The organism is Paenibacillus sp. FSL H7-0940 (assembly GCF_037979415.1).
Taxonomy (GTDB): domain Bacteria; phylum Bacillota; class Bacilli; order Paenibacillales; family Paenibacillaceae; genus Paenibacillus; species Paenibacillus amylolyticus.
In genome coordinates this window covers 5377305-5400229 of record NZ_CP150280.1, presented here as the reverse complement: position 1 = coordinate 5400229, position 22925 = coordinate 5377305, and the positions used below count along the sequence as shown (strand labels likewise).

The 22925-nt window shown below is 47.3% G+C and carries 18 protein-coding genes; 10 read left to right on the top strand and 8 right to left on the bottom strand.

The window, feature by feature from the left end; genetic code table 11:
* Window positions 1-68: 68 nt before the first annotated feature.
* From MHB71_RS23875 to MHB71_RS23860, 4 genes are read right to left on the bottom strand one after another with little or no spacing between them, the layout of a single operon-like run.
* Window positions 69-455, bottom strand: coding sequence for a VanZ family protein (locus MHB71_RS23875; protein WP_340027873.1), 387 nt, complete (start codon window positions 453-455; stop codon window positions 69-71).
* Window positions 452-640: a hypothetical protein gene (locus MHB71_RS23870; RefSeq protein ID WP_340027872.1), complete on the bottom strand. Its 189-nt coding sequence runs from the start codon at window positions 638-640 to the stop codon at window positions 452-454. Before MHB71_RS23870 ends, MHB71_RS23875 begins: the two co-directional genes overlap by 4 nt.
* A gap of 34 nt (window positions 641-674) precedes the next feature.
* Entirely contained in the window at window positions 675-1799 is a 1125-nt protein-coding gene (locus MHB71_RS23865) for a DUF4179 domain-containing protein (RefSeq protein WP_340027871.1), read from the bottom strand.
* Window positions 1783-2319 carry a sigma-70 family RNA polymerase sigma factor gene (locus MHB71_RS23860; protein ID WP_192136148.1) on the bottom strand — a complete coding sequence of 179 codons (537 nt, stop codon included), beginning with the start codon at window positions 2317-2319 and terminating at the stop codon, window positions 1783-1785. The genes MHB71_RS23865 and MHB71_RS23860 overlap by 17 nt, the downstream gene beginning before the upstream one ends.
* A 211-nt stretch (window positions 2320-2530) precedes the next feature.
* Between MHB71_RS23860 and MHB71_RS23855 the strand changes: the two genes are divergently transcribed.
* From MHB71_RS23855 to MHB71_RS23840, 4 genes are all read left to right on the top strand, one after another.
* Window positions 2531-3367 carry a PRD domain-containing protein gene (locus MHB71_RS23855; RefSeq protein ID WP_036616378.1) on the top strand — a complete coding sequence of 279 codons (837 nt, stop codon included), beginning with the start codon at window positions 2531-2533 and terminating at the stop codon, window positions 3365-3367.
* 126 nt (window positions 3368-3493) lie between these two features.
* Entirely contained in the window at window positions 3494-5422 is a 1929-nt protein-coding gene (locus tag MHB71_RS23850; RefSeq protein WP_340027870.1) for a beta-glucoside-specific PTS transporter subunit IIABC, read from the top strand.
* Window positions 5423-5516: 94 nt separating this feature from the next.
* Window positions 5517-6974: a family 1 glycosylhydrolase gene (locus MHB71_RS23845; RefSeq protein WP_340027869.1), complete on the top strand. Its 1458-nt coding sequence runs from the start codon at window positions 5517-5519 to the stop codon at window positions 6972-6974.
* 6 nt (window positions 6975-6980) lie between these two features.
* The gene (locus MHB71_RS23840; protein ID WP_340027868.1) at window positions 6981-7940 is read left to right on the top strand and encodes a 2-keto-3-deoxygluconate permease; all 960 of its coding nucleotides are present in this window, start codon (window positions 6981-6983) and stop codon (window positions 7938-7940) included.
* 104 nt (window positions 7941-8044) lie between these two features.
* Here MHB71_RS23840 and MHB71_RS23835 read toward each other — a convergent pair whose 3' ends face one another.
* Window positions 8045-8728 (bottom strand): type 1 glutamine amidotransferase domain-containing protein, encoded by a 684-nt coding sequence (locus MHB71_RS23835; RefSeq protein ID WP_100526493.1) that lies wholly within the window; start codon window positions 8726-8728, stop codon window positions 8045-8047.
* Between the two features lie 383 nt (window positions 8729-9111).
* On the opposite strand from MHB71_RS23835, the gene MHB71_RS23830 reads away from it, so the two are divergent.
* Window positions 9112-9576: a hypothetical protein gene (locus tag MHB71_RS23830; protein ID WP_051447427.1), complete on the top strand. Its 465-nt coding sequence runs from the start codon at window positions 9112-9114 to the stop codon at window positions 9574-9576.
* A 149-nt stretch (window positions 9577-9725) separates the two neighbouring features.
* On the opposite strand, the gene MHB71_RS23825 is transcribed toward MHB71_RS23830, so the two are convergent.
* Together MHB71_RS23825 and MHB71_RS23820 are read right to left on the bottom strand one after the other, a co-directional pair.
* Window positions 9726-12746, bottom strand: coding sequence for a DEAD/DEAH box helicase (locus tag MHB71_RS23825; RefSeq protein WP_340030221.1), 3021 nt, complete (start codon window positions 12744-12746; stop codon window positions 9726-9728).
* A 5-nt stretch (window positions 12747-12751) separates the two neighbouring features.
* Complete coding sequence (locus tag MHB71_RS23820; RefSeq protein ID WP_340027867.1) at window positions 12752-14530, bottom strand: hypothetical protein; 1779 nt, start codon at window positions 14528-14530, stop codon at window positions 12752-12754.
* Window positions 14531-14810: 280 nt separating this feature from the next.
* Between MHB71_RS23820 and MHB71_RS23815 the strand changes: the two genes are divergently transcribed.
* The gene (locus MHB71_RS23815; RefSeq protein ID WP_340027866.1) at window positions 14811-15629 is read left to right on the top strand and encodes an endonuclease/exonuclease/phosphatase family protein; all 819 of its coding nucleotides are present in this window, start codon (window positions 14811-14813) and stop codon (window positions 15627-15629) included.
* Window positions 15630-15791: 162 nt separating this feature from the next.
* On the opposite strand, the gene MHB71_RS23810 is transcribed toward MHB71_RS23815, so the two are convergent.
* Window positions 15792-16619 (bottom strand): methyl-accepting chemotaxis protein, encoded by an 828-nt coding sequence (locus MHB71_RS23810; RefSeq protein WP_017691152.1) that lies wholly within the window; start codon window positions 16617-16619, stop codon window positions 15792-15794.
* A 599-nt stretch (window positions 16620-17218) separates the two neighbouring features.
* Between MHB71_RS23810 and MHB71_RS23805 the strand changes: the two genes are divergently transcribed.
* The 4 genes from MHB71_RS23805 to MHB71_RS23790 all read left to right on the top strand — a co-directional run bounded on the left by MHB71_RS23805 (window position 17219) and on the right by MHB71_RS23790 (window position 22908).
* The gene (locus MHB71_RS23805) at window positions 17219-19462 is read left to right on the top strand and encodes a glycoside hydrolase family 88 protein (RefSeq protein WP_340030220.1); all 2244 of its coding nucleotides are present in this window, start codon (window positions 17219-17221) and stop codon (window positions 19460-19462) included.
* Window positions 19463-19724: 262 nt separating this feature from the next.
* The gene (locus tag MHB71_RS23800; protein ID WP_340027864.1) at window positions 19725-21065 is read left to right on the top strand and encodes an ABC transporter substrate-binding protein; all 1341 of its coding nucleotides are present in this window, start codon (window positions 19725-19727) and stop codon (window positions 21063-21065) included.
* A 47-nt stretch (window positions 21066-21112) separates the two neighbouring features.
* Window positions 21113-22063, top strand: a complete 951-nt coding sequence (locus tag MHB71_RS23795; protein ID WP_340027863.1) for a sugar ABC transporter permease — start codon at window positions 21113-21115, stop codon at window positions 22061-22063.
* The gene (locus MHB71_RS23790; RefSeq protein ID WP_047841525.1) at window positions 22060-22908 is read left to right on the top strand and encodes a carbohydrate ABC transporter permease; all 849 of its coding nucleotides are present in this window, start codon (window positions 22060-22062) and stop codon (window positions 22906-22908) included. Before MHB71_RS23795 ends, MHB71_RS23790 begins: the two co-directional genes overlap by 4 nt.
* Window positions 22909-22925: the final 17 nt, after the last annotated feature.

Genomic DNA, 22925 nt, shown 5'->3' with positions numbered 1-22925 from the left:
ACTTTTTTCATCTTGGTGTATGGACCATGTTTTGCCTTCAAGGGGCGTTATGCATGCTCATATTCATTTTACTGCATATTTTTGGACGATACTCCCTGTGGTGACTCCCATAGTGCCATTAGTCGCTGGCCGATGGAACTTTTGGTGAACAGATTCAGGATGATAAAACCAAGTACACTTCCTGTTTTATTGGCTATTATATCGTTCAGATCGGTGCTGCGACCGTTGCCCAAGGTTATTCGGAGCAGGAGCTGTGTAATTTCAATGAGGAAACTTAGGGCTAATCCTGCTGTACGCATCGAATGAATCCAAGGCTTTATGAAAGGAAGCATGAACCCCAGTGGCATAAACAGCACAATGTTTAGGAGAAAGCTTGGTGCATCCGCGGTCAGGAGCGGAATCCATTGAATGCTTTGATACCATGGCGTTTGATTGGCATAGATTCCGATGTTCACGTCGATAGGGAAAAATACAAATGCATAACGCCCAACATATATATGGCAAATGCGAGCATCGACACATACTGTCTGACCGTGTACCTGGTTTTGCTCACCCTGGCATGGAGCATCAGGGCGAGCAGGACCAGAACGAATAATGGGCCAAGTACGATGGGAGATGAGATTGAATATTGGATGGACATGGAATGGCTCCTTCGATAAGGCAATGATATTAGGCTATTGAAGCTGAATCTTCATTTCCATTCCCTTGATGAATTGTGTATCTTTAACCTCTTCGGCGAAGTCATCCTTGATCTCAAAAGGTTTCACTATCAGATATTTTACATCCTTGGCTGTTGTGGCATATATGCGTTCCGATTTCAGTTGGTTACCCTCGTATATGCCTTCGCCGCTAAGTGAGGTCAGTTGCCGCCCCTGATCATCATAGACGGCAAATCCGATGTGACTCAGCTTTTCCTGCTCCTTTGCCGTAAGTGTATTCTTATCATTCAAACTGATAACAGTAGCTAGACGAGTAGTGACAGGGGTAACCACAGCTTCCTTAACAGCGGCCATATACAGATCGTTGGTCATGGCTGTGTTAGGCAGAACCTGATGAATGTTTTCTGTTGATTTGGTAAATGGAACCGTAAGCTCGAACTCATGATCGATGCCCTGCAACGTCAATTGAACTTGAGCATCGAACTGATCCGGCCAATGTGCCGTTCCCTGATCGGAGGAAATGACCTGCTCAAAGAGCAGTGTATTTGGCTGCGTTTCTCCTACCGAACTATAGAACAGTCCACTATTCGGAAGGGTTCCGTCGACTTTGAAAAAGACATTCTCAATTCCGCTGCTCAGTTTCACGATGTCCTTGCCATTGTCATATTCGCCTTGATTCAGATTAGGCGCAGTGAAATGAACCAGAAACGCAGCACGGGTACCATCATATACCGCTTCAAGCACTTCCAGCTTCACATCCTGGTAAGCGACCTTGCTGTTAACAGGGGTAGTCAAGCCTTCGTTGCCCGCCGTTCGCAGACCCATATCGGCTTCTATCGAGCTGAAGAGACTGCCCACGAGTGGGATATTGCGCAAGGAGGCAGCCATGGCCGGTGATACAAAGCCGGATGCAAATACGGTCACGCCCAATACTCCGGCTGCGATCGTCGCAGCTGCAGCCTTGTGCCATCGCTTGTTCCGGCGACTGGAGCGCAAAGTCTGTTCCGTTTTCAATGTGTTTGGTGACGTCGGCAGAGATTCCAGTGTGGCATCAATCCGGTTACGAACGAGTTCAGACATCAGAGGACGCTCCTTCGCTTGGTTCTTTAATTCCTGATCGATATTAAACGGGTTTGACATGTAAGTTTACCTCCCGAAAATTTTTGAATTTCTGATATAACTCCTGCCTTGCCCGAGTAAGTCTCATTTTCACTGCACTTTCGGAAATATTGAGGGCATCGGCGACTTGACGCAGGGACAGGTCCTCAAAATAATGCAAAACGACAACAATTCGTTTCGATTCCTCCAGACGGTCTACCGCTTCTCGCATATCGACCTCATCGTAGGGACTGGAATGCTCCTGCTTATCTGAAGGTACTTCCGCATAAGCGGTGGAGAGAGAGCGGCGGGACAGCATCGTGTTACATTCATTGATGAGGATGCGAAACAGCCAGGTTTTGAAATACCGGGGTTCCCGGAGTGTATGCACCGATTTGTATGCGTTCAGGATTGTCTCCTGAATGGCATCGGCCACGTCCTCCTCTTTTCTCAGCATGGATTTTGCCGTATTGTACAAAGAGTTTTCAATGTCTCGAATAAGCCGGATAAAGGCTTCACGATCTCCTTGGATGGCCTGGTTAACGAGATCGGTTGAACCCATGGATAACAGCTCCTTTCGTATTGGAGGGATGAAGCCAGCACTTGGCTGGTTTTTCCCTAAGATTGGATGATTGACTTTTTTAAAAACAGCACTATAATAAACTTATATTCATAACACGGACTGTTACTGGGGAAACCAGGCATGACCGAATTCGATTGCTTTACTGTAATCGCTTTCGGTCTTTTTTTATTTTTGTTGGGGGGTGAGAACATTGAAGGTTATCAAGAAAGTAAACAATAACGTAGCCATCGCTATTAATGAACATAACGAAGAGGTTTTTGTCGTAGGTAAAGGGGTCGGATTTCTGAAAACTCCCTATGAGCTGACGGAGACGGACTTGGTGGAAAAAATATTTGTAGCACCAAAGAACATCCGTATGTATGACCTGCTGAACAGTATTCCGATTGAGGATATTTATCTCGCGGAGGAAGTCATCAAGCTGGGCAGTCAGATCCTGAATAAAACATTTAACCCGAATCTGCTTCTCACCCTGTCCGACCATATCAGTTTTGCATTAACCCGAACCAGAGAAGGTATCCGTATCAAAAACCCGCTGGAATGGGAAGTGCGGACACTCTATCCGGACGAGACCCGGGTGGGGGAGGCTGCGCTGAAGCTGATTCAGGAAAAAACGGATATCGCTCTGCCAACAGCCGAAACAACACTGATTGCTCTGCATTTTGTTAATGCACAGGTGGGCTCTGGAGAGATGACGGACACCACCAAGGTAACTACAGTTACGGGCGAGATCCTGTCCGTGATCAAATATGCTCTCAAAATTGACTTTCAGGAGGATTCCATCCATTTCATGCGCTTTGCCACACATATCCGGTATTTCATTCTGAGGCAGATGAGCGGTAAATCGCTCAAAGACGAGAATGAATCGCTGTTCCTGATGGTGAAGGAGAAGTTTCCAAAAGAACTGGCTTGTGTGGAGAAGATTGCTGATTTCCTGAAAAATAATTATGGCTGGACCTGTTCTGATGATGAAAAATTATATTTGATCTTGCATATTCAACGATTGATCTCAAATGAACCAACGGAATGAACTAACCGAATAATCCATATTGGACTGTTACTGATTCGATCAGGCATGACCAAGCGTAGGGAATGACGATTCCCCGGCTTGGTCATTTTTTATATATCCAATTTATTCATGTAGAGGAGAAGGGTCATGAACAACAAAGACTTGGCTAAAAACGTACTTGATCTCGTTGGCGGCGAGCAAAATATATCGGGTCTGACACACTGTGCAACCCGTTTGAGATTCGTATTAAAGGATGATAACAAAGCAGACCTCAAGGCGCTGGATCAGCTCGAAGGCGTGCTCAAGGCACAAAATTCCGGTGGACAGGTTCAGGTTGTTATCGGTGCTAAAGTAGACGCGGTATACAGTGAAGTGAAGAATCTAACTTCTGACAAGATTGGCGAGCTTACAGAGTCTACAGACAGTGGGCCGAAAAAGAGACGTAACCCCGTCAATGTAGTGCTTGAAACCATCGCAGGTATATTCACGCCTGTTCTGCCAGCACTTGTTGGTTGCGGGATGATCAAATGTTTGGCTACCGTTATAACTGCCATGGGTTACCTGGAAGGCTCCGGCTTCCTGACGATCATTAACATGATCGGGGATTGTATTTTCTACTTCATGCCATTCTTCCTGGCTGTTAGTGCAGCAAATCGTTTCAAAACCAATCCCTATTTGGCGGTAGCTCTTGCTGCGGGGCTGATGCACCCAACCATTTTGAACGCTGCGGCTCAGATTGCTGAGACGGGTGTAAACAGTATTGATTTTCTCGGCATGCCGATTCTGTTGATGAAATATTCCTCTTCCGTCATTCCAATCATTTTGGCGGTATGGATTATGAGTTATGTGTATCCAATTGTTAATCGAGTAATTCCCAAGTTTTTGCAGGTCCTGCTTACCCCAATGATTGTTTTGTTTATTATGATTCCAGTGGAATTAATCGTGCTTGGGCCAGTAGGATCATATATCGGTGACTGGTTGACCAATGGCATTAACTCATTGTTCTCAACCGCAGGTGTTCTTGCTGGTGCGATTCTTGGATTTTTCAAACCAATCATGGTTATGTTCGGTATGCACTATGCCATCATGCCTATTCAGGTTCAACAAGTGGCTACACTGGGCGCAACCGTGTTGTTACCAACGGCACTAGCGGCGAATTTGGCTCAGGCTGGAGCAGCCTTTGGTGTGTTTGTCCTAACGAAGAGTAAAACGATGAAATCAGCGGCTGCTTCGAGTGGATTCACCGCTTTATTCGGGATTACCGAGCCAGCGATCTATGGTGTAACGCTAAAATACAAACGTCCGTTTTTCGCAGGTTGTCTGGCAGGAGGATTAGTTGGTGGATTCTACAGCTTGGTGCATACAACAGCGAATGCAATTTCACTTCCAGGTGTATTGGCAATTGGCACGTATTCATCGGATCGTTACATGTATGTCGTTATTGGTTGTGTTGCCGCAGTTGTACTCGGGTTTGTGTTTACGCTGTTGGCTGGCATCAAGGAAGATACAGATGGAAATAAATCGCAGCAACAAGCTACGAATAAAGTAAATAGCAATCAAACAGCCGTTGCCACAGAGGCAACTACAGCGTCCGTATCATCACTGACATCCACATCTTCTGACATGCTTATCGTTAGTCCAATGACAGGGGAGATTAAACCGATCTCTGAGGTAGAAGATCAGGCATTTGCCCAAGAGTTAATGGGTAAAGGCATTGCAATCGTTCCGACAGATGGAAAAGTATACGCTCCATTTGACGGAGTAGTTGAGGCGCTTTATCGCACCAAACACGCCATCGGTTTGAAGGCAACGAATGGTGTTGAGATCCTGATTCATATCGGGGTGGATACCGTCAGTCTGAAAGGGAAATATTTTAACGCCCATATCGAGCAAGGACAGACAATCAAGGCAGGGGATTTATTGGTTGATTTTGATCCGGAGGGCATTACGTCAGCAGGCTATAACACCATTACATCGATTGTGGTAACCAACATGCAACAGTATGGAGACGTACTGACTACAGCGACCAGCGGCCCGATCCGGGAGAGTGAACCTTTGATCAAGCTTATTCCGTAAGAACTGCTCATCTTTTCACTGGTCCAGCTACGAGTTACAAGCTAGATGGTCTTAATAAGACCTTAATAACACGTAATAACAGGAGGAAACTAAAATGACAAATTCCAATTTTCCAAAAGATTTTTTATGGGGCGGTGCACTGTCTGCCTGTCAGGCAGAGGGAGCTTATAATGTGGACGGCAAGAGTCTGACCATCCCAGAAGTGATGAAGTTTAACGAGAAGAACGATCGCAAAGTGACCAAGCAGATCAGAGTGAATTGGGAGATGATTGAAGAGGCCAGGAATGACCCGGATACCGTGAAATATCCGAAGCGCCGGGGAATCGATTTTTATCATAACTTCCGTGAGGATATCGCCTTGTTTGCCGAGATGGGCTTCAAAGTATTCCGTTATTCCATTTCATGGGCCAGAGTATTTCCGGGTGGCGACAATGCCGCTCCGAACGAAAAGGCACTAGAGTTCTATGATCAGGTTATTGATGAATGTCTTAAACACGGTATGGAGCCCCTGATCACCATCAGTCACTTTGATACGCCAATCGTACTGATGGACAAGTTCGGAGGATGGTATAACCGCAAATTGATCGATCTGTATGTGAACTATTGTGATGTGCTGTTTAATCGCTACAAGGGCAAAGTGAAATATTGGGTGACGTTCAATGAGATCAACATGAGCGTGAAAGCATCGGCCAAGACGCTGGGAATCATTGATTATGATGCTCCAAATTATGAAGAAATGCTGTTCCAGGGGCTGCATCATCAATTTGTAGCTGCGTCTAGAGCAACCAAGATGGCTCATGAGATTGATCCGAATAACCAGATCGGAAGTATGGTGGCTTATTTTACAACGTATCCTTACACTTGCAAGCCGGAGGACGCACTCCAGATGCAACAGGATGATCAGATGAAAAATCAGTTCTATCTCGATGTGCTCAATAAAGGCGAGTACCCTTACTATAGTAAAACGTATTTCAAAAACAAGGAAATCCAGTTGAACATCGAGGACGGCGATCTGGATAGCATTAGTGCACACACGGCTGATTTCGTGGGGATGTCGTATTACAACTCGATGATTTCCAGCAGTGATACGGAGCAGCTCGAACTAACGGCAGGTAATGTACACAGCGTATATAAAAACCCACATCTGCCCGCTAACGAGTGGGGTTGGCAGGTTGATCCCATTGGCCTGCGGTATACGCTTAATCTCGTCTATGATCGGTATCAAAAACCTGTCTTCATTCTGGAGAATAGCTCAGGTTTCTACGATAAACTGAATGAAGATGGAACGATCAACGATCCTTACCGGATTGATTTTCTGAGCAAACATATCGAACAGATGGGACTCGCCATTGCGGATGGGGTCGAAGTGTTGGGATACACGATGTGGGGACCAATCGACATGATCAGTTCAGGGACCTCCGAGATGAGCAAACGGTACGGATTTATCTATGTGGATCAGGACGACTATGGCAATGGTACGCTGAAAAGATATCGTAAGGATTCCTTCTTCTGGTATCAGAATGTGATTCGTACCAACGGAGCAGAACTGTAACGCACCATGAACATTTTGGGTCGTATCCAAAAAATACCCGGCGGCTTACTGATTGTTCCTATGCTGGCCGCCGCGGTCATCAACACGGTGTTTCCATCATTTTTTCAGATCGGAGATCCAACAACAGCGCTGTTCACATCGAAAGGTACCATGGTGCTGATCGGTATGATTTTACTGATATCAGGAACACAGCTTAACTTGTCACAGCTTCTGGTGACTTTGAAGAGAGCAGGGGTGCTCTGTATTTCACGCATCCTCATCAGCTGCCTGTTCGGATGGGCGTTTGTACACTTTTTTGGCATAAGTGGGGTCGGGGGAGTTTCTGCGGTAGCCTTCATTGCCGTTCTGACCAGTTGTAATCCAGGATTATATCTGGCCTTGATGAACACGTATGGAGATGATGTGGATCGTGCTGCGTTTGGCATTCTGAATCTGATCGCCGTACCGGTTATTCCGGTCATGATATTGAATTCGGCAAGTGGCGTCGGTATCGATTATCTTAGTGTACTTGCTACGCTAGTACCTTTCTTGATCGGGATACTGCTTGGTAACCTGGACAGCAATATACAGAAGATGTTCGCTCCGGGAACACTGATTCTGCTGCCTTTTCTAGGTACCAGCTTCGGGTCCAATATTGATCTGCGTATTGCATTTCAGTCCAGTCTGTCCGGCTTGCTGGTCACAGTGTTATTTTTGCTGATCTGCATGTTACCGCTCATTGGAATCGATCGAACGATATTAAGACGACCCGGTTACGCAGCGGCTGCGACATGTTCGGTTGCTGGATTGTCCATGGTCGTGCCATCGATGGCGGCAGAATTCAATCCGACGTATGCGCCATATGTGGACACAGCTATCGCTCAGATTGCGTTTGCCGTGATCCTGACATCGGTGACCGTGCCTTATATCGTGAAGCGTTTGTCTGGAGGAACAGCAACGGAAGTTTCTACTTCGACAAATCACTAGAAAAAAACAGCATGTGTTCTGTCAGATTATGACGGATCACGTGCTGTTTTGCTTTGTACATCTATATGATCTCCTGGGGGAGGAGAGGGATCGATCGGTTTATTTTACAGACCCAGCAGTTGTTTAACACTTTCAGCTACAGCTTTGCTAGATTGCGGATTCTGTCCTGTGACCACGCGGCCATCTGTTGTGACATAGGAACTGAAGGCAGCAGCTTTATCATATTGTGCAGCGCGTTCTCTCAAAGCATCTTCCAGCAGGAAAGGAACATACTCGGTTTGTTGAGCCAATGTTTCTTCTTCATTCGTGAAGCCGGAAACGGTTTTGTCGTTGATCAATAGCAGGCCGTTGGACAGCTTCACATTCAACAGGGCTGTAACCCCGTGGCACACGCCGGATACAACGCCACCTTTTTCATAGATATCACGAGAAAGCTCTTGAAGTTCGGCATTGTCCGGGAAATCCCACATTGTACCGTGACCTCCTGTGAAGTAGATTGCATCGTAGTCACTCGCGTTTACTTCGCCAGGTTTCAACGTATTTTTCAATTGGTTCATGAACGTTTCGTTCTCGAAATAGGCTTTGGTGCTCTCATCCAGAGAGTCGCCCAGACTTTTCGGATCAAGAGGTACGTTCCCGCCTTTAGGGCTGACCAGATCGATCTGAACATTGTCATTATGGTCAAACTCTTCAATAAAATGAGTTGCTTCGCTCAGCCACAAGCCAGTAGGCTCGTCCTTTGTTGCGTACTTATCTACATTTGTTAGAACAACCAGTATCTTTTTCATATTAAAACCTCCCGTAAAATATATAACATAAATTTATAATGAATATCACAAAATTAAATTGTGTAAAATATATTATTAAATATAACATAACCATTTTCCAAAGTAAAATCATGAGCGTATCGTCGATCTCCAATGTGACTTTCAAGCGTAGGAGTAAAGAACAATCTAGTCGTAGTAAATATGCCTGTAAGAATGTACTTTTACTTATTATGCCCTGCTTAATTTACTCAAATTGTAAGCGGAGGTAGCCGTGTGTAAGGGGAAACGAAATTAATTCAAATTTGAAGTTAATTTGATTGTACAACTAGTTCTTTTGATTTAGAATGGCGGAAGATGCCAACAAAAAACTGGTACAAATTACATATATACTTGGAGGAACATTCATGAAACGTTCAGGCAAATTTTTCGCTTCAACAGTGGTTGCTGCTGTTGCTGCAGTATCCATCGTCTCTTCAGCTTCAGCGAGCACAGTTTCAGTCTCCAACATCTCTGGCGTAACACCTATCAACATTAGCAGTATGGATATCGAAACGGCTTTGATGATGGTTCAGAGCGAACGCGCCAAATTGCTGGATGCGCAATTGCAAACGCAAATCCAGGAAGTACAGAACCGTAATCAACAGATCGCGGAGTTGAACTCTCAATTGCAGGTAGCCCAGCAAAACGGGGATGAAGCAGCTGTTCAAAAGCTGAAAGGTCAAATTGATGCTGCAAGCAACTCGCAACAGATGGACATGCTTCGTCTGCAGTCCATGTCCAACAAGCGCAATGAAGCGTTTGATGTCATGACAAACTTTGTCAAAAAAATGCAGGATTCAAGATCATCCATCATCGGTAACATGCGTTAAGAACGGATAATTAACTGCAACAACACAAAAAAAGCGAAGCCGGAATTTACTTTCCGAAACTTCGCTCTTTTTGTATTTCTCTTTTTTATGATATATCTCATCTATTCCGGGTGTGGACCCAGTCTGTATACTGTTTTCTTCAATTCAAGTTAGCCCGACCAGTCACGACGCCGAGTGAACAGATCCTGCAACTCGTCCGTCGACAATTCGGTAATCCAGTTCTCAGAGCTTGTGATGATGTTATCGCTGAGCTGCTGTTTGCTCTCCAACATCTCGTCGATCCGCTCCTCCAATGTGCCAAGAGAGATGAACTTATGCACCTGAACATCTTTGGTCTGACCCATCCGGTAAGCCCGGTCGGTGGCTTGATTCTCAACAGCAGGGTTCCACCAGCGGTCAAAATGGAACACATGGTTGGCTGCGGTCAGATTCAATCCCACACCGCCTGCCTTGATAGACAGAATGAAGACGGACGGTTGCTTATCCTCAGGCAATGTACGGGATTGGAATTCCTCAATCATACGATCCCGTGCCGTTTTGGAGGTCCCCCCGTGCAGATACAGCACAGGCTCCTGCAACTCCTGACGCAGTACCTGTTGCAGCATCTGTCCCATACCGATGTATTGGGTGAAAATAAGGCATCGCTCGCCTTCGTCCCGCAATTCCCGGACAAGTTCCATCAGTCGTTCCAGCTTCGCGGAGCGACTAATCAGCATCGCCATATCCTGCGGGCTGTACACGTCATAAGCAGATGTCAATGCGCCGTCTTCGGGCAGTTCCTCTGGCAAAGCCTCTTTGGTCAACAGCAGAGGGTGGTCACACAGCTGCTTGAGCTGGGTTAACGCCGATAGAATGGCACCTTTGCGCTTGATGCCTTCCAGCTCTTTCATTTTATCCATCAGGGCCTGTACGGACTGGTCATACAATGCACTTTGTTCGCCCGTAAGATGAATGTAAGTCTTCATCTCGTTTTTGTCCGGCAGATCAAGCTGGATATTGGGATCTTTTTTCTTGCGGCGCAACATGAATGGTTTCACCAATTGCTGCAGATCCTGCATGCGCTGCTCATCTTTATCTTTTTCAATGGCACTGATGAAGCGAGTCTGGAATGCCCGGGCGTTGCCCAGATATCCTGGATTGATAAAGTCATAGATCGACCACAGCTCGGACAACCGATTCTCGATCGGCGTACCTGTCATGGCAATGCGGTGTTTCGCAGGGAAGCTGCGGACAGCCAGCGACTGTTTGGTCTGAGCATTCTTGATATTCTGTGCTTCATCGAGACAGATGCATGACCACGTATAGGTTTGTAACATCTCTTGATCCAGTGTAGCCGTAGCAAAGGACGTGATAATAATATCCACCTGCTCGGTCTGCTCCCGGAATTCTTCTCCACTTAATCGGCGTGCGCCATAATGCAGACTGACATTAATGGAGGGTGCGAAGCGGCTAATTTCCTTTTGCCAGTTGCCCAGTACGGAAGTTGGGCAGATCAGAAGTACCGGGGCTTGTCCCGGCTTACGTGGTTCATGATCCTTGATGTGTAACAGATACGTGATGAACTGAATGGTTTTCCCGAGACCCATATCATCGGCAAGACATGCCCCAAGTCCGAATCTGCGCAGGAAACCAAGCCATGCAAAACCTTCCTTCTGATACGATCGCAGCTCGGCATGAAGCCCTGTCGGAATGGGCAGGGAAGGTGCGCCGCCTTGTCCGCCCCCGAGTTGTGCAATAACCCGGTTCAGGTGCTCATTCAGTTCTACTTCCAGCCGAATGTTCTGATCATCCTGTGGTTGCTGCTCTTCCTCGGTTTGTTGTCCTTCCTTCCATTTCTGGTTGCGATATTCCCGTTGCTCATTGTGCAGCAGATGCAGGTGCAGAATATCCTGGAATGAGAGTCCCTGTTCCCGATCTACACCGCCCATGGCACGACGTATCTGTTCCAGCAGGTCGGGGTCGAGAGGAACCCATTCTCCACGGAAGCGAACCAGTCGTTCATTACGGGCAACAAGGTCGGCGAACTCATCTTCGCTAAGATCCGTGTCACCAATCGCAATGCGCCAGTCAAAATGAATAATCGAGTCCAGTCCAAAGAACGATTGTCCCCGCTCACTGCCTTCCTCCGGCTGCACCTTAGCACGCAGCTTTGGTTTCTTCTTACGGGCTGCTTCCCACCAACCAGGCAGCAGAACTTGCCAGCCCGCTGCGAGCAACCTGCCGCTATCCTGTGTGAGGAACTGCCAGGCTTCCTGATCTCCCAAAGGATCACTCAGCACATCGCGTCTACCGCTAATGGAGCTTCCGAGACGGGGCAGATGGGCACGCAGCTGATCCAGCCATCCGGCGGAGCGATCCAGAATGAATGGTGTCCATACCTCTGGCCATTCCCCTTCAAGCCGGCCCCGTGAATCCAGCATGACGGGCACCAATACGGCGGCATCCAGCTTGTTCTGCAATACCAGTCGCAGCCGCCAAGATGGCTCATCCTCGTCCGGTTCCTGCAACTGCAGCATGGGTCTGAATGGTGCGGCATCTGCTTTCCAGCCAATAGATACGAGCCAGGACTGGGCGTCCATTCCGGCTGTCTTAGGGAGAGTGCCGCGCTCTGGGAACAACTGCGGAAATTCACGCCGCAGATCCGTTGCAGCTTCTTCCGAACTGTACCAGCGTTGGAATACAAAGGCGGAATAGGCCGCCCCAAGTCCTTCGGCATAACTCTCGTCCGTTTGCTGAACCGCTTTCGTAAGCGATGCCCGATCCTGCTTTTTCAAGCTATCCGGGTCCCAGGTCCACTGAAGCTGTCCTGCACGGTATGCCTCGAAGCTAGGTACGTATTTTCGTTTCTCTATGGAGGATGCCAGTGCTGGAGCTAGTCGAATCAGATGTTCCGCTTGTTCGTCCCACTTCCATTCAATATGAAGCAGCGTATGCATCTCGGCAAAAAAGGGAATCACTTCTTCCGCAGGCAGAACAACCAGCTCAATCTCCTCAATCTGCCGAACTTCCAGTTCGGTCCCGTAGAAGGAAGGCGCATGCCAAGCGAACAATCGCTGCTTAAGCGACTGTCCCGGTACAAAGTGGTGTGTGTTGAGTGCTCCGTAAAACAAAGCATCGCCATATCCGGTTAAAGCGACGTGAACCTCAATCGTTTCAGTGTAAGGATGAATTAAGCTCATGAGATCAGTTTACCTTTCCGAAGCTCTTCCTGCAGGGCGCGTAGCCGACTGTTACGAACGGCGAGTGTGGTGATGAATTGCTCCCAGTTCGCTTCTTGCTTCATTTTTTTATAGATTTTGGACAGACGTTTCAACAGCTTCACCGCTGCTTTGTATCCGTCCCTGTTTTTGTGTCCGATATAACGCTCCACTGCCTGATGATAGAAGGGAAGCAGCAGCTCAGGTGCATCTTTTTCGATTGGTTGCAGCATCGCTACGCGGAATTCGAGAGGTTCCGTTCCCGTACTCAGCTGAAAATCAATCCATCTGCGCCACTGTCCACGCGAATGCATAGCATCCTCGTAGGCGGGGCGGGAGTGGGGAAGCATACTGACAAGCGTGTCCCACATACGGTTCTCTGCATCGGGCAGATGTTGAATGGCCGTATCCCATAGATGCATGTAATCATTCAAAGGTGTATTGCGCCGATTCGCCAGAAGGGGGCCAAGTTGTACCAACCAATCCCCAAGTCGCTTCCATTCAGCCGAATCTGCGAGTACATGGAGAAAATGCAACAGTTGTTCTGGCGGGAAACCGTAGGCCGAGCTTCCATGGATGAGTCGCTGCCATGCCTGATCATCTTGCCCCAGATGGAAGTGCATCCAGCTCTGCGCGAGTATGAGTGGTAAAGGCAGTGTTACGGCTTTGCCTGGTCTATCACTACTACTTCCATTATTTTGAGCGCTACCCAAGACACTCCCACCTGACTGGGAAGGTGACGAAGCGGCGGTTATATTGCGTTCTATATCATCTAAGATGGCCTGTTCCGACACTAACATGTCCCGCGACCCTTGCAGCTCAGGTACGATCCAGTTCAACCACAGTTGTCGATAGATCGGAGTGAAAAACATCATGCTTGCTGTCTCAGGCATCATCTGTTTGCGTAAATAAGCCGAGGTTTCAGACAGTCTGTTCCAAAGTTGTTCAAGCTTGTTTCCCTTTAGACCTGACAGGTCTAGCGGATGGTTAAAGATCCGTTCAATGTCTTTCTGAAGTGCATCCACCGCGAGCTGGGCAGGGTAGCTCAAGTACACGGGGGTATGAGTGATTGAATTACGAGCCGGCGGCACGCAGAATCGGATGAGGTGTAGCTGCACATGTAGTTCAAAAAGTTGGTCCATTGCAGCGGACAGCCTTGGTTTAATGGCATACAGCTCGTCCGTTGCTTCCTGTACGTAGGATGTGCTTGCTGTGCCAGTACCCAGCCGTCTCAGACAGGAGTGGAATAGTTCGTGCCATTCCGAGATTTCGAGATCAGCAAGCTCTGTTGCACGTTCCTTGATCTGGCTGTATTGGTTGTCCGGAATGTCCATATCCTGTTGTTCATCGGCATCTGCATAGCTGGATATTCCTGCGGACATGGCCCCGACGGGTTTGGTCGTTTGTTTGAGTGCAGTACTGGAGTGCGCATTCACAATCGCATGCACAGGTCGCTCCAGTTGCTCGGCATAACTCATTAATACAGCCGTCATATGTTTGCATACGGAACTCACCGGGCAGGTACAATGACTTGTAGTCAGGGATTGCATGCTTAGTGTGACCTCGTACTCTTCCGATCCTTGTACAACGGCCGAGATCCCTTGTTGTTCGGAATAGGTTAATGGTCCGACACGTTTCTGTTTATAATATTGGAATCCGCGCATGATCGTCAGGTTATTAAAATGCTCTGCAACCTGCCTGATCAACTGTTGCCACTGCGCATCATCCATCCTCATGTTATTCGGTATGTTCATCATTCCATCTCCTGGGGTAAACATAGGTTCAGTAATCACCACGTCTATGACGTGATGTTGTAAATTTGTTGTATCCATCATATCAGTTATGAGCCAATCCGTGCATGGGTTATGAAGAATTTGAAGTTATTTTAGACCAACTGGAATCAGGATGAACACGTCGGTTCTGCTGGCGGACGGAATGCATGATTGCACCATATTGTGTATGCTTATGGTATGTATTCCTTTCAGGAACGATGCAGGCCGGGGAAACGGCCATATTACACACAACAGGAGAGAGCATATGAAAATACTTACGTTAAACACACACGCTTGGGCGGAAGAGGATCAACTGAACAAGATCAGTCAGCTGGCTGATTTTATTAATACACATCAATTCGATATGATCTCCATGCAGGAGGTCAACCAATCGATGCAGGAAGTCGCGCTTTCTGAAGAAGAACTGAAGATGTATTATGCTACTGAACCCGATGCAGTGATTAAAAAAGACAACTATGCCTACGTCCTGCTTCAGCAGCTGACAGAACAATATTACTGGACGTGGATTCCCGCGCATGTCGGGTTTCAAAAATACGATGAAGGACTGGCGATCCTTAGCCGGACGCCGATTAAGCAGGCTTTTGGGGAATACGTGTCCCACATGCGGGATTATAACAACTATCGTACACGCAAAATTGTGGGAATCCAGACGGTCGTCCAAGGTGAAGCAACCTGGTTTGTGAATGGACACTATAACTGGTGGGATGATGCGCAGGAACCTTTCAAGGGACAGTGGGAGTTGACGGAGAGCAAGCTTGCCCCCTACATGGACCAGCCGTTATATATAATGGGTGATTTCAATAATGTCGCGGAAGTGCGTGGTGAAGGCTATGATTATATGATGAGCAGAGGCTGGAATGACCTGTATACCACAGCATTGCAAAAGGATGAAGGAGCAACCGTGGTGAAGGCCATTGCCGGCTGGGCAGATAACAAACGCGATCTTCGGATCGACTATATTTTCTCCAATCGTCCGATTCAGGCTAAATCTTCTACCGTGGTCTTGAACGGTATAAACGGGCCGGTCGTGTCTGACCATTTTGGCGTCGCTGTAGAGATATAACAGCCGTGTGAGCATAAACCGTAAAGGTGATATCACCGCAAGTACGAAACAAAGCCTCCGCTGACTTCCTGTAAAGGGAAGTCAGCGGAGGCTTTTCACATTCTAAATCATTTGTTATGTACATTTCATATCGTTTGTTCTTTCTGTTGTGGGACTCTATTGTTATTCGAGCGCCAGCATCTGATGTACGAACTTTTTCAGATTCGCGCTTGTCTCACTAAGCTGTTCGATACTTTCCATGAACTCGGTAACAAGCTTGGCCTGATCCACTGTTGCGGTTGTAATCTGACCGATCTCCTGCTCCATATGTTTCATGGAATCTTGTACGCTGCCTAGGGATGATTCGATATCAGCTGCTGCTTGTTTCGTATGATCTGACAGCTTACGTACTTCACTGGCAACCACACCGAAGCCGGCTCCCTGATCGCCCACACGGGCTGCCTCTATCATGGCGTTGAGTCCAAGCAGATTGGTTTGTTCCGATACTTCACGAATGACGTTTGTTACTTTACTTACACTGACCGAGTTCTCTGAAGCTTTTTTGGAATTGCGCAGAATCTCTTCCGATGTCGCGGAGAGTTCCTCGGAATGTGCCGCAATCTGCTGAATGCCGCCGACGAGCGCATTAATGGTTGTTTCATTTTCACGGATCAGCGTTTCCAGTGTCATGTGACTATCCAGTGCGTAGTTCACACCCAATATACCCACGACCTGATCGTTCTCTTTAATAGGGATTAGAATGGCATCAAAAGGTCTGCCCTGCAGATCACCAGGCATGCGTGCCACGGTACGGGAATCTCTGTTAGTCAGCATTTTGAAATGTTTATAATCATCATGCAGCTCATCCCCAACCTTCACGCCAATCTCCAGACTTTTTGCTTCGGAAAAATACAATACTTTCTCATGATCATTAATGGATATGGATATGTCGTCACGGAACATTTGGCTAACAAAAGGCATAGCATTTACCAGAGATTCAAGAGTATTCAATGTGCATCTTTCCTTCCCGATACAAAAAGTGGAATTTTTCAATCTATATAAGTTGAACTAAAGATATATTCACACGTACACTCCGATGACAGAATAACCTTCCAATCGCTGTTATCCCCAGATTTTTTTGATTCCCTTTTCTCAAGTGAAAAATCCGGTGATAGCGTATGCTTACGATGCAGCTTTCTTTCAGAAAGCTTTTAGGCGAACGCTTCGCTTTTTCAGTTTTTTCTGTCCTCTACGTTTCTGTGTAAATGATTAGTTCAACATATATAGTTTCTATATCGGTAACATTTTCCGTTTTTTTGATTTAATGTCCCAATGAAGGTGTAATTGGCGAAGTAAAAACCGAATTTTCTGATTTTTTGAAAGCGTAATCAAAAATCTGTAGCCACCACAGAACATGTCAGTTATACTGGGATTATTATTCGGTATTCAGAAGATAACCAAGGGACATACCTATTTCCCGGTAAGGGGATTACCCACCTAGGTTAAGCGCTATACTTAATCACTGCATATTAGTTTGGTGCTCCAGTGTGGATGGTATGAATGCTATGATATAAGACTTTATTTCAACGGGAGAAGGATGTGTGCCATCGATGACGACCTATTTCAGTGAACCGCAGAGCATGTATTACCGATTTGGAGAAGATCAGGATCAGGTGTTGAAGGTACTGGCCGAGAGGTATATTGGAGCCAATGCGCAGGCTGATTTTGTATATCGGGTATTCCAGAAGTCTGGTATTTTGCAAAATGAAAAAGGGCTTTATGATCTGAATTTAAGTAAACGCTTTCCTGATGCGCCTAAAGACCATATATCCTACGCAGCTGCATTGGTTTGGGGGGACGAGGACCGGAATTTGGACGTGTTGGTCCGCTGTTATGGGCCTGTTCGTTTCTATTTCAATGAGCAGTTGGTCTATCGCTCTACCGTAATGGATGAGATTAGTCCAGACGCAACGGTGAAGCTCAGCATCGATATCAAGCCTGGTTGGAACACCATTTGGCTGGAGATGAAAAACACCCCTGCCGGATTTGGCTGCCAATTTGGGTCAGATGAAGGAAAAGTGCGCATTTTGAATGTATATGCTCCATTTCAGGAGAGACAGGGGCAAGCGGGGTGGGTGTTCTCCCAACCGAACCCAGCCACGAGTAAACAACCGGACCTGCTTGGAAAAGAATCAGACGTCAGCTTGAACTGGCTGCCTGAGACAGGCTGGTCTGATGAAGATAAAACCAAGCCAGCTTTCGAGCGAATATACGGAAATCTTGCTGGTAAGCATGCTTATGCTTGGACCCACCTGAACAATAACGATTCAACCGGGAATGCAGTGCGATTGTCAGGTCAATCTTCCGGTTCTCTAAGTATATGGATTAGCGGCAAGCCTGTGGCGCAAGTGAAGGAAGCGGGCCCGTTCGAGGTGGATGTACCAGCCTCTTTTGGGCGGAGTGACCTGCTTGTCCGAAGTGAATATGACGATACGGCTGGACCTTGGCATTTTAATTTGAACGCAACCGTGTCGGGTAAGCCGCTCTCACTGGAACTTCCTCAGCGTGTGCACGGAGCTAATGGAGAGTCTTGGTTATATGTTGGACCTTTTGAGTCGGAGGTTGAACCGGACTTGGCGGATCTGACTCGAACGGACCGAGTGTATCAAACGGGTCTAGAACAGACGTATTGGCGCTTGGATCGACCGGATGCTTGGATCAGACCTTATTATGAGAACGCGATGTTAAGCAACAAATGGACAGTGGGCAGTGTGACCAATTATGGTCGCTGGGATTATCCATTGGGTGTCACTGTATATGGTCTACTACGGACGGGGCGTTATTTGCAAAGACCGGACATTACACGTTATGCGGCTGAGCATGTGCAGGCATGTACCCAGATGTATGAATACTCCTTATGGGATCGGGAGCAGTATGGTTTCCCGGCAGTTAATCAACAATTGGTCATGCTGAAAATGCTGGATAACTGTGGTTCTTTTGGTTCGGCCATGCTAGAAGCGTATTCAGAGTGTCATGAACCAACGTTTCTTCCGATTGCTGAACGGATTGCAGATTTCATGCTTTCCCGCCTGGAACGGCAGGAGGATGGTGCATTTTATCGCACATGTGTAGGGGAGTATGCCGAGAATACCATGTGGGCAGATGACCTCTATATGAGCACGCCGTTTCTCGTTCGTTATGCACGGGTGACAGGCAACTCAGCCGCATTGGATGAAGCCGCCAGACAATTTTCACTGTATCGGAAGTATCTGTTTATGCCTGAGTTCAAGATCATGTCCCATGTGTATGATTTCAAATACGGACAGGCAACGCAGATTCCATGGGGACGGGGAAATGGCTGGACACTGTTTTCCTTGACAGAGGTATTGGAAGCTTTGCCAACAGAGCATCCCGAGCGCCCAGCCTTAATAGATTTCTTCAATGAGCTGTGTGAGGGGTACGCAGCGCTTCAAGGGGAAAGCGGGTTGTGGCATCAGGTGTTGAATGTTCCGCAGACGTATGAAGAAGCCTCCTGCACGGCGATGTTTGCCTATGGTTTTGCGAGAGGTGTACGCTTTGGCTGGTTCAAAGACCCTGAAGTTTATGTCACAGCTGCCGAGCGGGCTTGGAAGGGACTTATCTGCAAAGCCATTGATCGTCAAGGGAGTGTGCATGGCGTGTGTAGCGGATCACGATATGCGTTTACGGCAGAGTATTATGATCAGGACTTGCGTACCGTTACCAATGACAATCACGGAATAGGCATTATGATGCTGGCAGGAACTGAAGTAGCAAAAATGAAGAAACATCTGGCTGAACACAGGGTGTCTTCACCTGCCGTCTCACATTCCTGACAGACCACCGAGGTCTGATTTTCATACTATCGTTTCTATACAACAGTCTTCTGCTCCACGTAATACGGTTGTATATCCGTAATCATATTTGAGACGGGATCATCACCGCCGGGAATATCATTCCTGGTGGTTTTTGATTCCTGTAACTCCTTACTTTTTTGACAGGAAAGCTTACTTTTGTTTATGTCATGTACAGTAATAGACCGATACAATAGGTTTTGTAAGCGATTCCATAAATGCAAGAAGGGGAGGAAATTCATTTATGATGATTACAAAAAAGTGGGTAACCCTGTTCTGCCTGTCCCTGTTATTGTTCGCTACAGCCTGTTCTGGAGGGGCCACCGATACATCTTCTTCTTCTGGGGAAGCAAGTGGAAGTGAAGGAGATTCATCAGGCAAGATTGAACTGCGCATGACCTGGTGGGGATCACAGACCAGACATGATCTGACGACCAAAGTGATCCAATTGTTTGAAGAGAAACATCCGGGAATCACTATTAAACCTGAATATTCCGGTTGGGACGGTTACTTTGATAAGTTGACTACACAGGTAGCTGGTTCGAATGCACCGGACATCATCCAGATGGATTACGCCTTTTTGACTGACTTTGCCCGGCGTGGTGCCTTGCTTGACCTAACCCCGTTTACAGAGAGCAAAGAGCTGCGGACAGAGGATCATGATCAGAGCATGATTACAGCCGGTTCGATTGACGATAAATTATATGCGATTACCCTCGGAGTAAACGCACCAGGTGTCATATATGACGCCACCGTATTTCAGGAATTAGGTATAGAAGAACCACAAGAGAGTTGGACGTGGAAGGATTTTGGGGATATTGCGACCAAGATTGCCGCAGCCAAAGGTGAGGGGTTCTATGGATCGGCAGATATTTCCGGTACAACAAACATGTTTGAAGTGTTTATTCGGCAATCCGGAAAAGGATTGTTTGATGGTGGCACAATGACAGCTACCAACGAGGAGCTTCAACAATGGTTCGATATGTGGAGCGCACTACGCGAGAATGGTGGAGTGACCACAGCGGAGATAACGGCATCCACAACCAATGCGCTGGAGACACGCCCGATCTCACTGGGCACAGCTGCCATGGATTTTGCATGGTCCAATCAATTGCTGACATTCCAGCAGGTGAACAAAAACCAGGATCATAAACTTGGCATACAAGTGCTTCCGCATGGTGTAGGTGAAAAGCAAATCGGTGAATATCTGAAACCAGGCCAGTTCCTCTCCGGTTATGGCAAAACCAAACATCCAAAGGAAGTTGCCATGTTCATTGATTTCATGGTCAATGATCCAGAAGCAACCGCTATTCTTGGTTCTGAACGTGGGGTGCCAGTCAATTCCAGCATTCGTGAACAGATGCAGCCTACGCTACCGGAAGCGGAGCAAACTATTTTCCAATTTATCGATACTGTATCGAAGAACTCCAGCGAGATTGACCCGCCATACCCGCAAGGATTTGCCGAAGTGGACACAAGTTTCAAGAGCGCAAGCGAGCAGATCGCCTTCGGTCAAGGCAATACTCCAGATGTCATTGCCCAGTTTATTGAAGGAGCCAAGGCTACGCTTGGATCGAGTCAATAATAATTGAAACTGTCTCAGACTTCTAATTCTGCGGGGAGGTTGCGAAGATGACGACATCACAGGTCGGTCAAGCCCGAATCGAGCGTGTAGCTACCCGGCGGGTCAAACGGAGATATGCGCATAATGGAGCCGCACTTCTATTTCTCGCCCCATGGGTTGTCGGATTGTTATTTCTCACCTTAGGTCCAATGTTGGTATCCTTGTACATTTCGTTCACCGATTACAGTATCCTGGCCGCCCCTTCCTGGGTCGGTCTGGACAACTACACCACGATGTTTACATCGGATAAACTGTTCACCCAGTCGCTCAAAGTCACCTTCACGTATGTCGCTGTATCCGTACCGGTCAAATTGATTTTCGCGCTGCTGGTAGCGATGTTGCTCAACAAAGGGATTCGAGGATTAGGTATTTATCGGACAGTGTATTACATCCCGACATTGCTTGGAGGTAGCGTGGCGATTGCGATGTTGTGGCGTAAAATGCTGGGTGGGGACGGGCTGCTCAATAGTGTTCTTGCCATGGTGGGCATTAAGGCGCCCGATTGGGTTGCTAATCCGAAGTATGCCCTGTACTCCATCGTCCTGTTATCCGTATGGCAGTTTGGATCATCCATGATTATTTTCCTAGCAGGTTTGAAGCAGATTCCACCCGAATATGATGAAGCCTCAGCGGTAGATGGTGCAGGTCCCTTGCGGAGATTCTTCTATATAACGTTGCCGATTCTGTCACCCGTTATCTTCTTCAATCTTGTCATGCAGCTGATTACATCCTTTCAATCGTTCACGCAGGCTTTTGTTATCAGTAATGGTAGCGGAGGGCCAGTGAACTCAACCCTAATGTACTCTCTGTATCTGTACAAAAAAGGATTTTCATTCTTTCAGATGGGCTATGCTTCTGCGATGGCCTGGGTGCTGGTCATCCTGATTGGCGTATTTACATTGCTCGTATTCCGCAGTAGCAAGCTGTGGGTGCACTATGAGGATGGTGGGAAATCATGATTGGACAACGGAACTCTACAGCATGGGTCGTCAGCAAACATGTGTTGATCTCAGGCATCGCCTTTGTCATGCTCTACCCGATCCTCTGGATGCTGGGCAGCTCATTCAAACCGGGACATATGATCTTTACAGAGACCTGGTTCTGGCCACAGGAATGGAATTGGCAAAATTACATGAATGGCTGGTCGGGAATTCAGGGCAACCCGTTCTCCCGGTTTCTAACTAACTCTGTCGTTCTATCGCTTGGCGCGGTGCTGGGCAATGTGATTTCCTGCTCTATGGCGGCGTATGCCTTCGCCCGACTGAATTTTCGTTTCAAAGCCATTTGCTTTGGCCTGATGCTCATGACGATCATGCTGCCCCATCATGTGACGCTGATCCCGCAGTATATCCTTTTCAACCACCTGGAGTGGGTGAATACGTATCTGCCGCTTGTGGTGCCAAAATGGCTGGCGACAGATGCCTTCTTCATTTTTCTCATGGTACAGTTCTTCCGGGGATTGCCTAAAGAGCTGGATGAGGCAGCAACCATTGATGGATGCGGTCCTGTGAAGATATACACCAAAATCATCATTCCGCTTGCTTTTCCAGCGTTGGTTACCACGATGATCTTTACGTTCTTGTGGACATGGGACGACTTCTTCAGTCAGTTGATCTACTTGAGTGACGTGAGCAAATATACCGTGCCGCTGGGTCTACGCCTGTTCCTTGATTCCAGCTCTCAATCCGATTGGGGTCCGATGTTTGCCATGTCGGTGTTGTCGCTGGTGCCATGTTTTATCGTATTTATCGTGTGTCAAAAGTACTTCGTGGAAGGAATCGCGACCTCTGGGCTCAAAGGGTAATTCCAAGACGAAACGAG

Coding starts and splice junctions, on each gene's coding strand:
- MHB71_RS23790 (WP_047841525.1), top strand. CDS start 22,060: ATGATTGGACAACGGAACTCTACAGCATGGGTCGTCAGCAAACATGTG.
- MHB71_RS23860 (WP_192136148.1), bottom strand. CDS start 2,319: ATGGGTTCAACCGATCTCGTTAACCAGGCCATCCAAGGAGATCGTGAA.
- MHB71_RS23805 (WP_340030220.1), top strand. CDS start 17,219: ATGACGACCTATTTCAGTGAACCGCAGAGCATGTATTACCGATTTGGA.
- MHB71_RS23840 (WP_340027868.1), top strand. CDS start 6,981: ATGAACATTTTGGGTCGTATCCAAAAAATACCCGGCGGCTTACTGATT.
- MHB71_RS23835 (WP_100526493.1), bottom strand. CDS start 8,728: ATGAAAAAGATACTGGTTGTTCTAACAAATGTAGATAAGTACGCAACA.
- MHB71_RS23830 (WP_051447427.1), top strand. CDS start 9,112: ATGAAACGTTCAGGCAAATTTTTCGCTTCAACAGTGGTTGCTGCTGTT.
- MHB71_RS23850 (WP_340027870.1), top strand. CDS start 3,494: ATGAACAACAAAGACTTGGCTAAAAACGTACTTGATCTCGTTGGCGGC.
- MHB71_RS23800 (WP_340027864.1), top strand. CDS start 19,725: ATGATGATTACAAAAAAGTGGGTAACCCTGTTCTGCCTGTCCCTGTTA.
- MHB71_RS23845 (WP_340027869.1), top strand. CDS start 5,517: ATGACAAATTCCAATTTTCCAAAAGATTTTTTATGGGGCGGTGCACTG.
- MHB71_RS23870 (WP_340027872.1), bottom strand. CDS start 640: ATGTCCATCCAATATTCAATCTCATCTCCCATCGTACTTGGCCCATTA.
- MHB71_RS23865 (WP_340027871.1), bottom strand. CDS start 1,799: ATGTCAAACCCGTTTAATATCGATCAGGAATTAAAGAACCAAGCGAAG.
- MHB71_RS23820 (WP_340027867.1), bottom strand. CDS start 14,530: ATGATGAACATACCGAATAACATGAGGATGGATGATGCGCAGTGGCAA.
- MHB71_RS23795 (WP_340027863.1), top strand. CDS start 21,113: ATGACGACATCACAGGTCGGTCAAGCCCGAATCGAGCGTGTAGCTACC.
- MHB71_RS23815 (WP_340027866.1), top strand. CDS start 14,811: ATGAAAATACTTACGTTAAACACACACGCTTGGGCGGAAGAGGATCAA.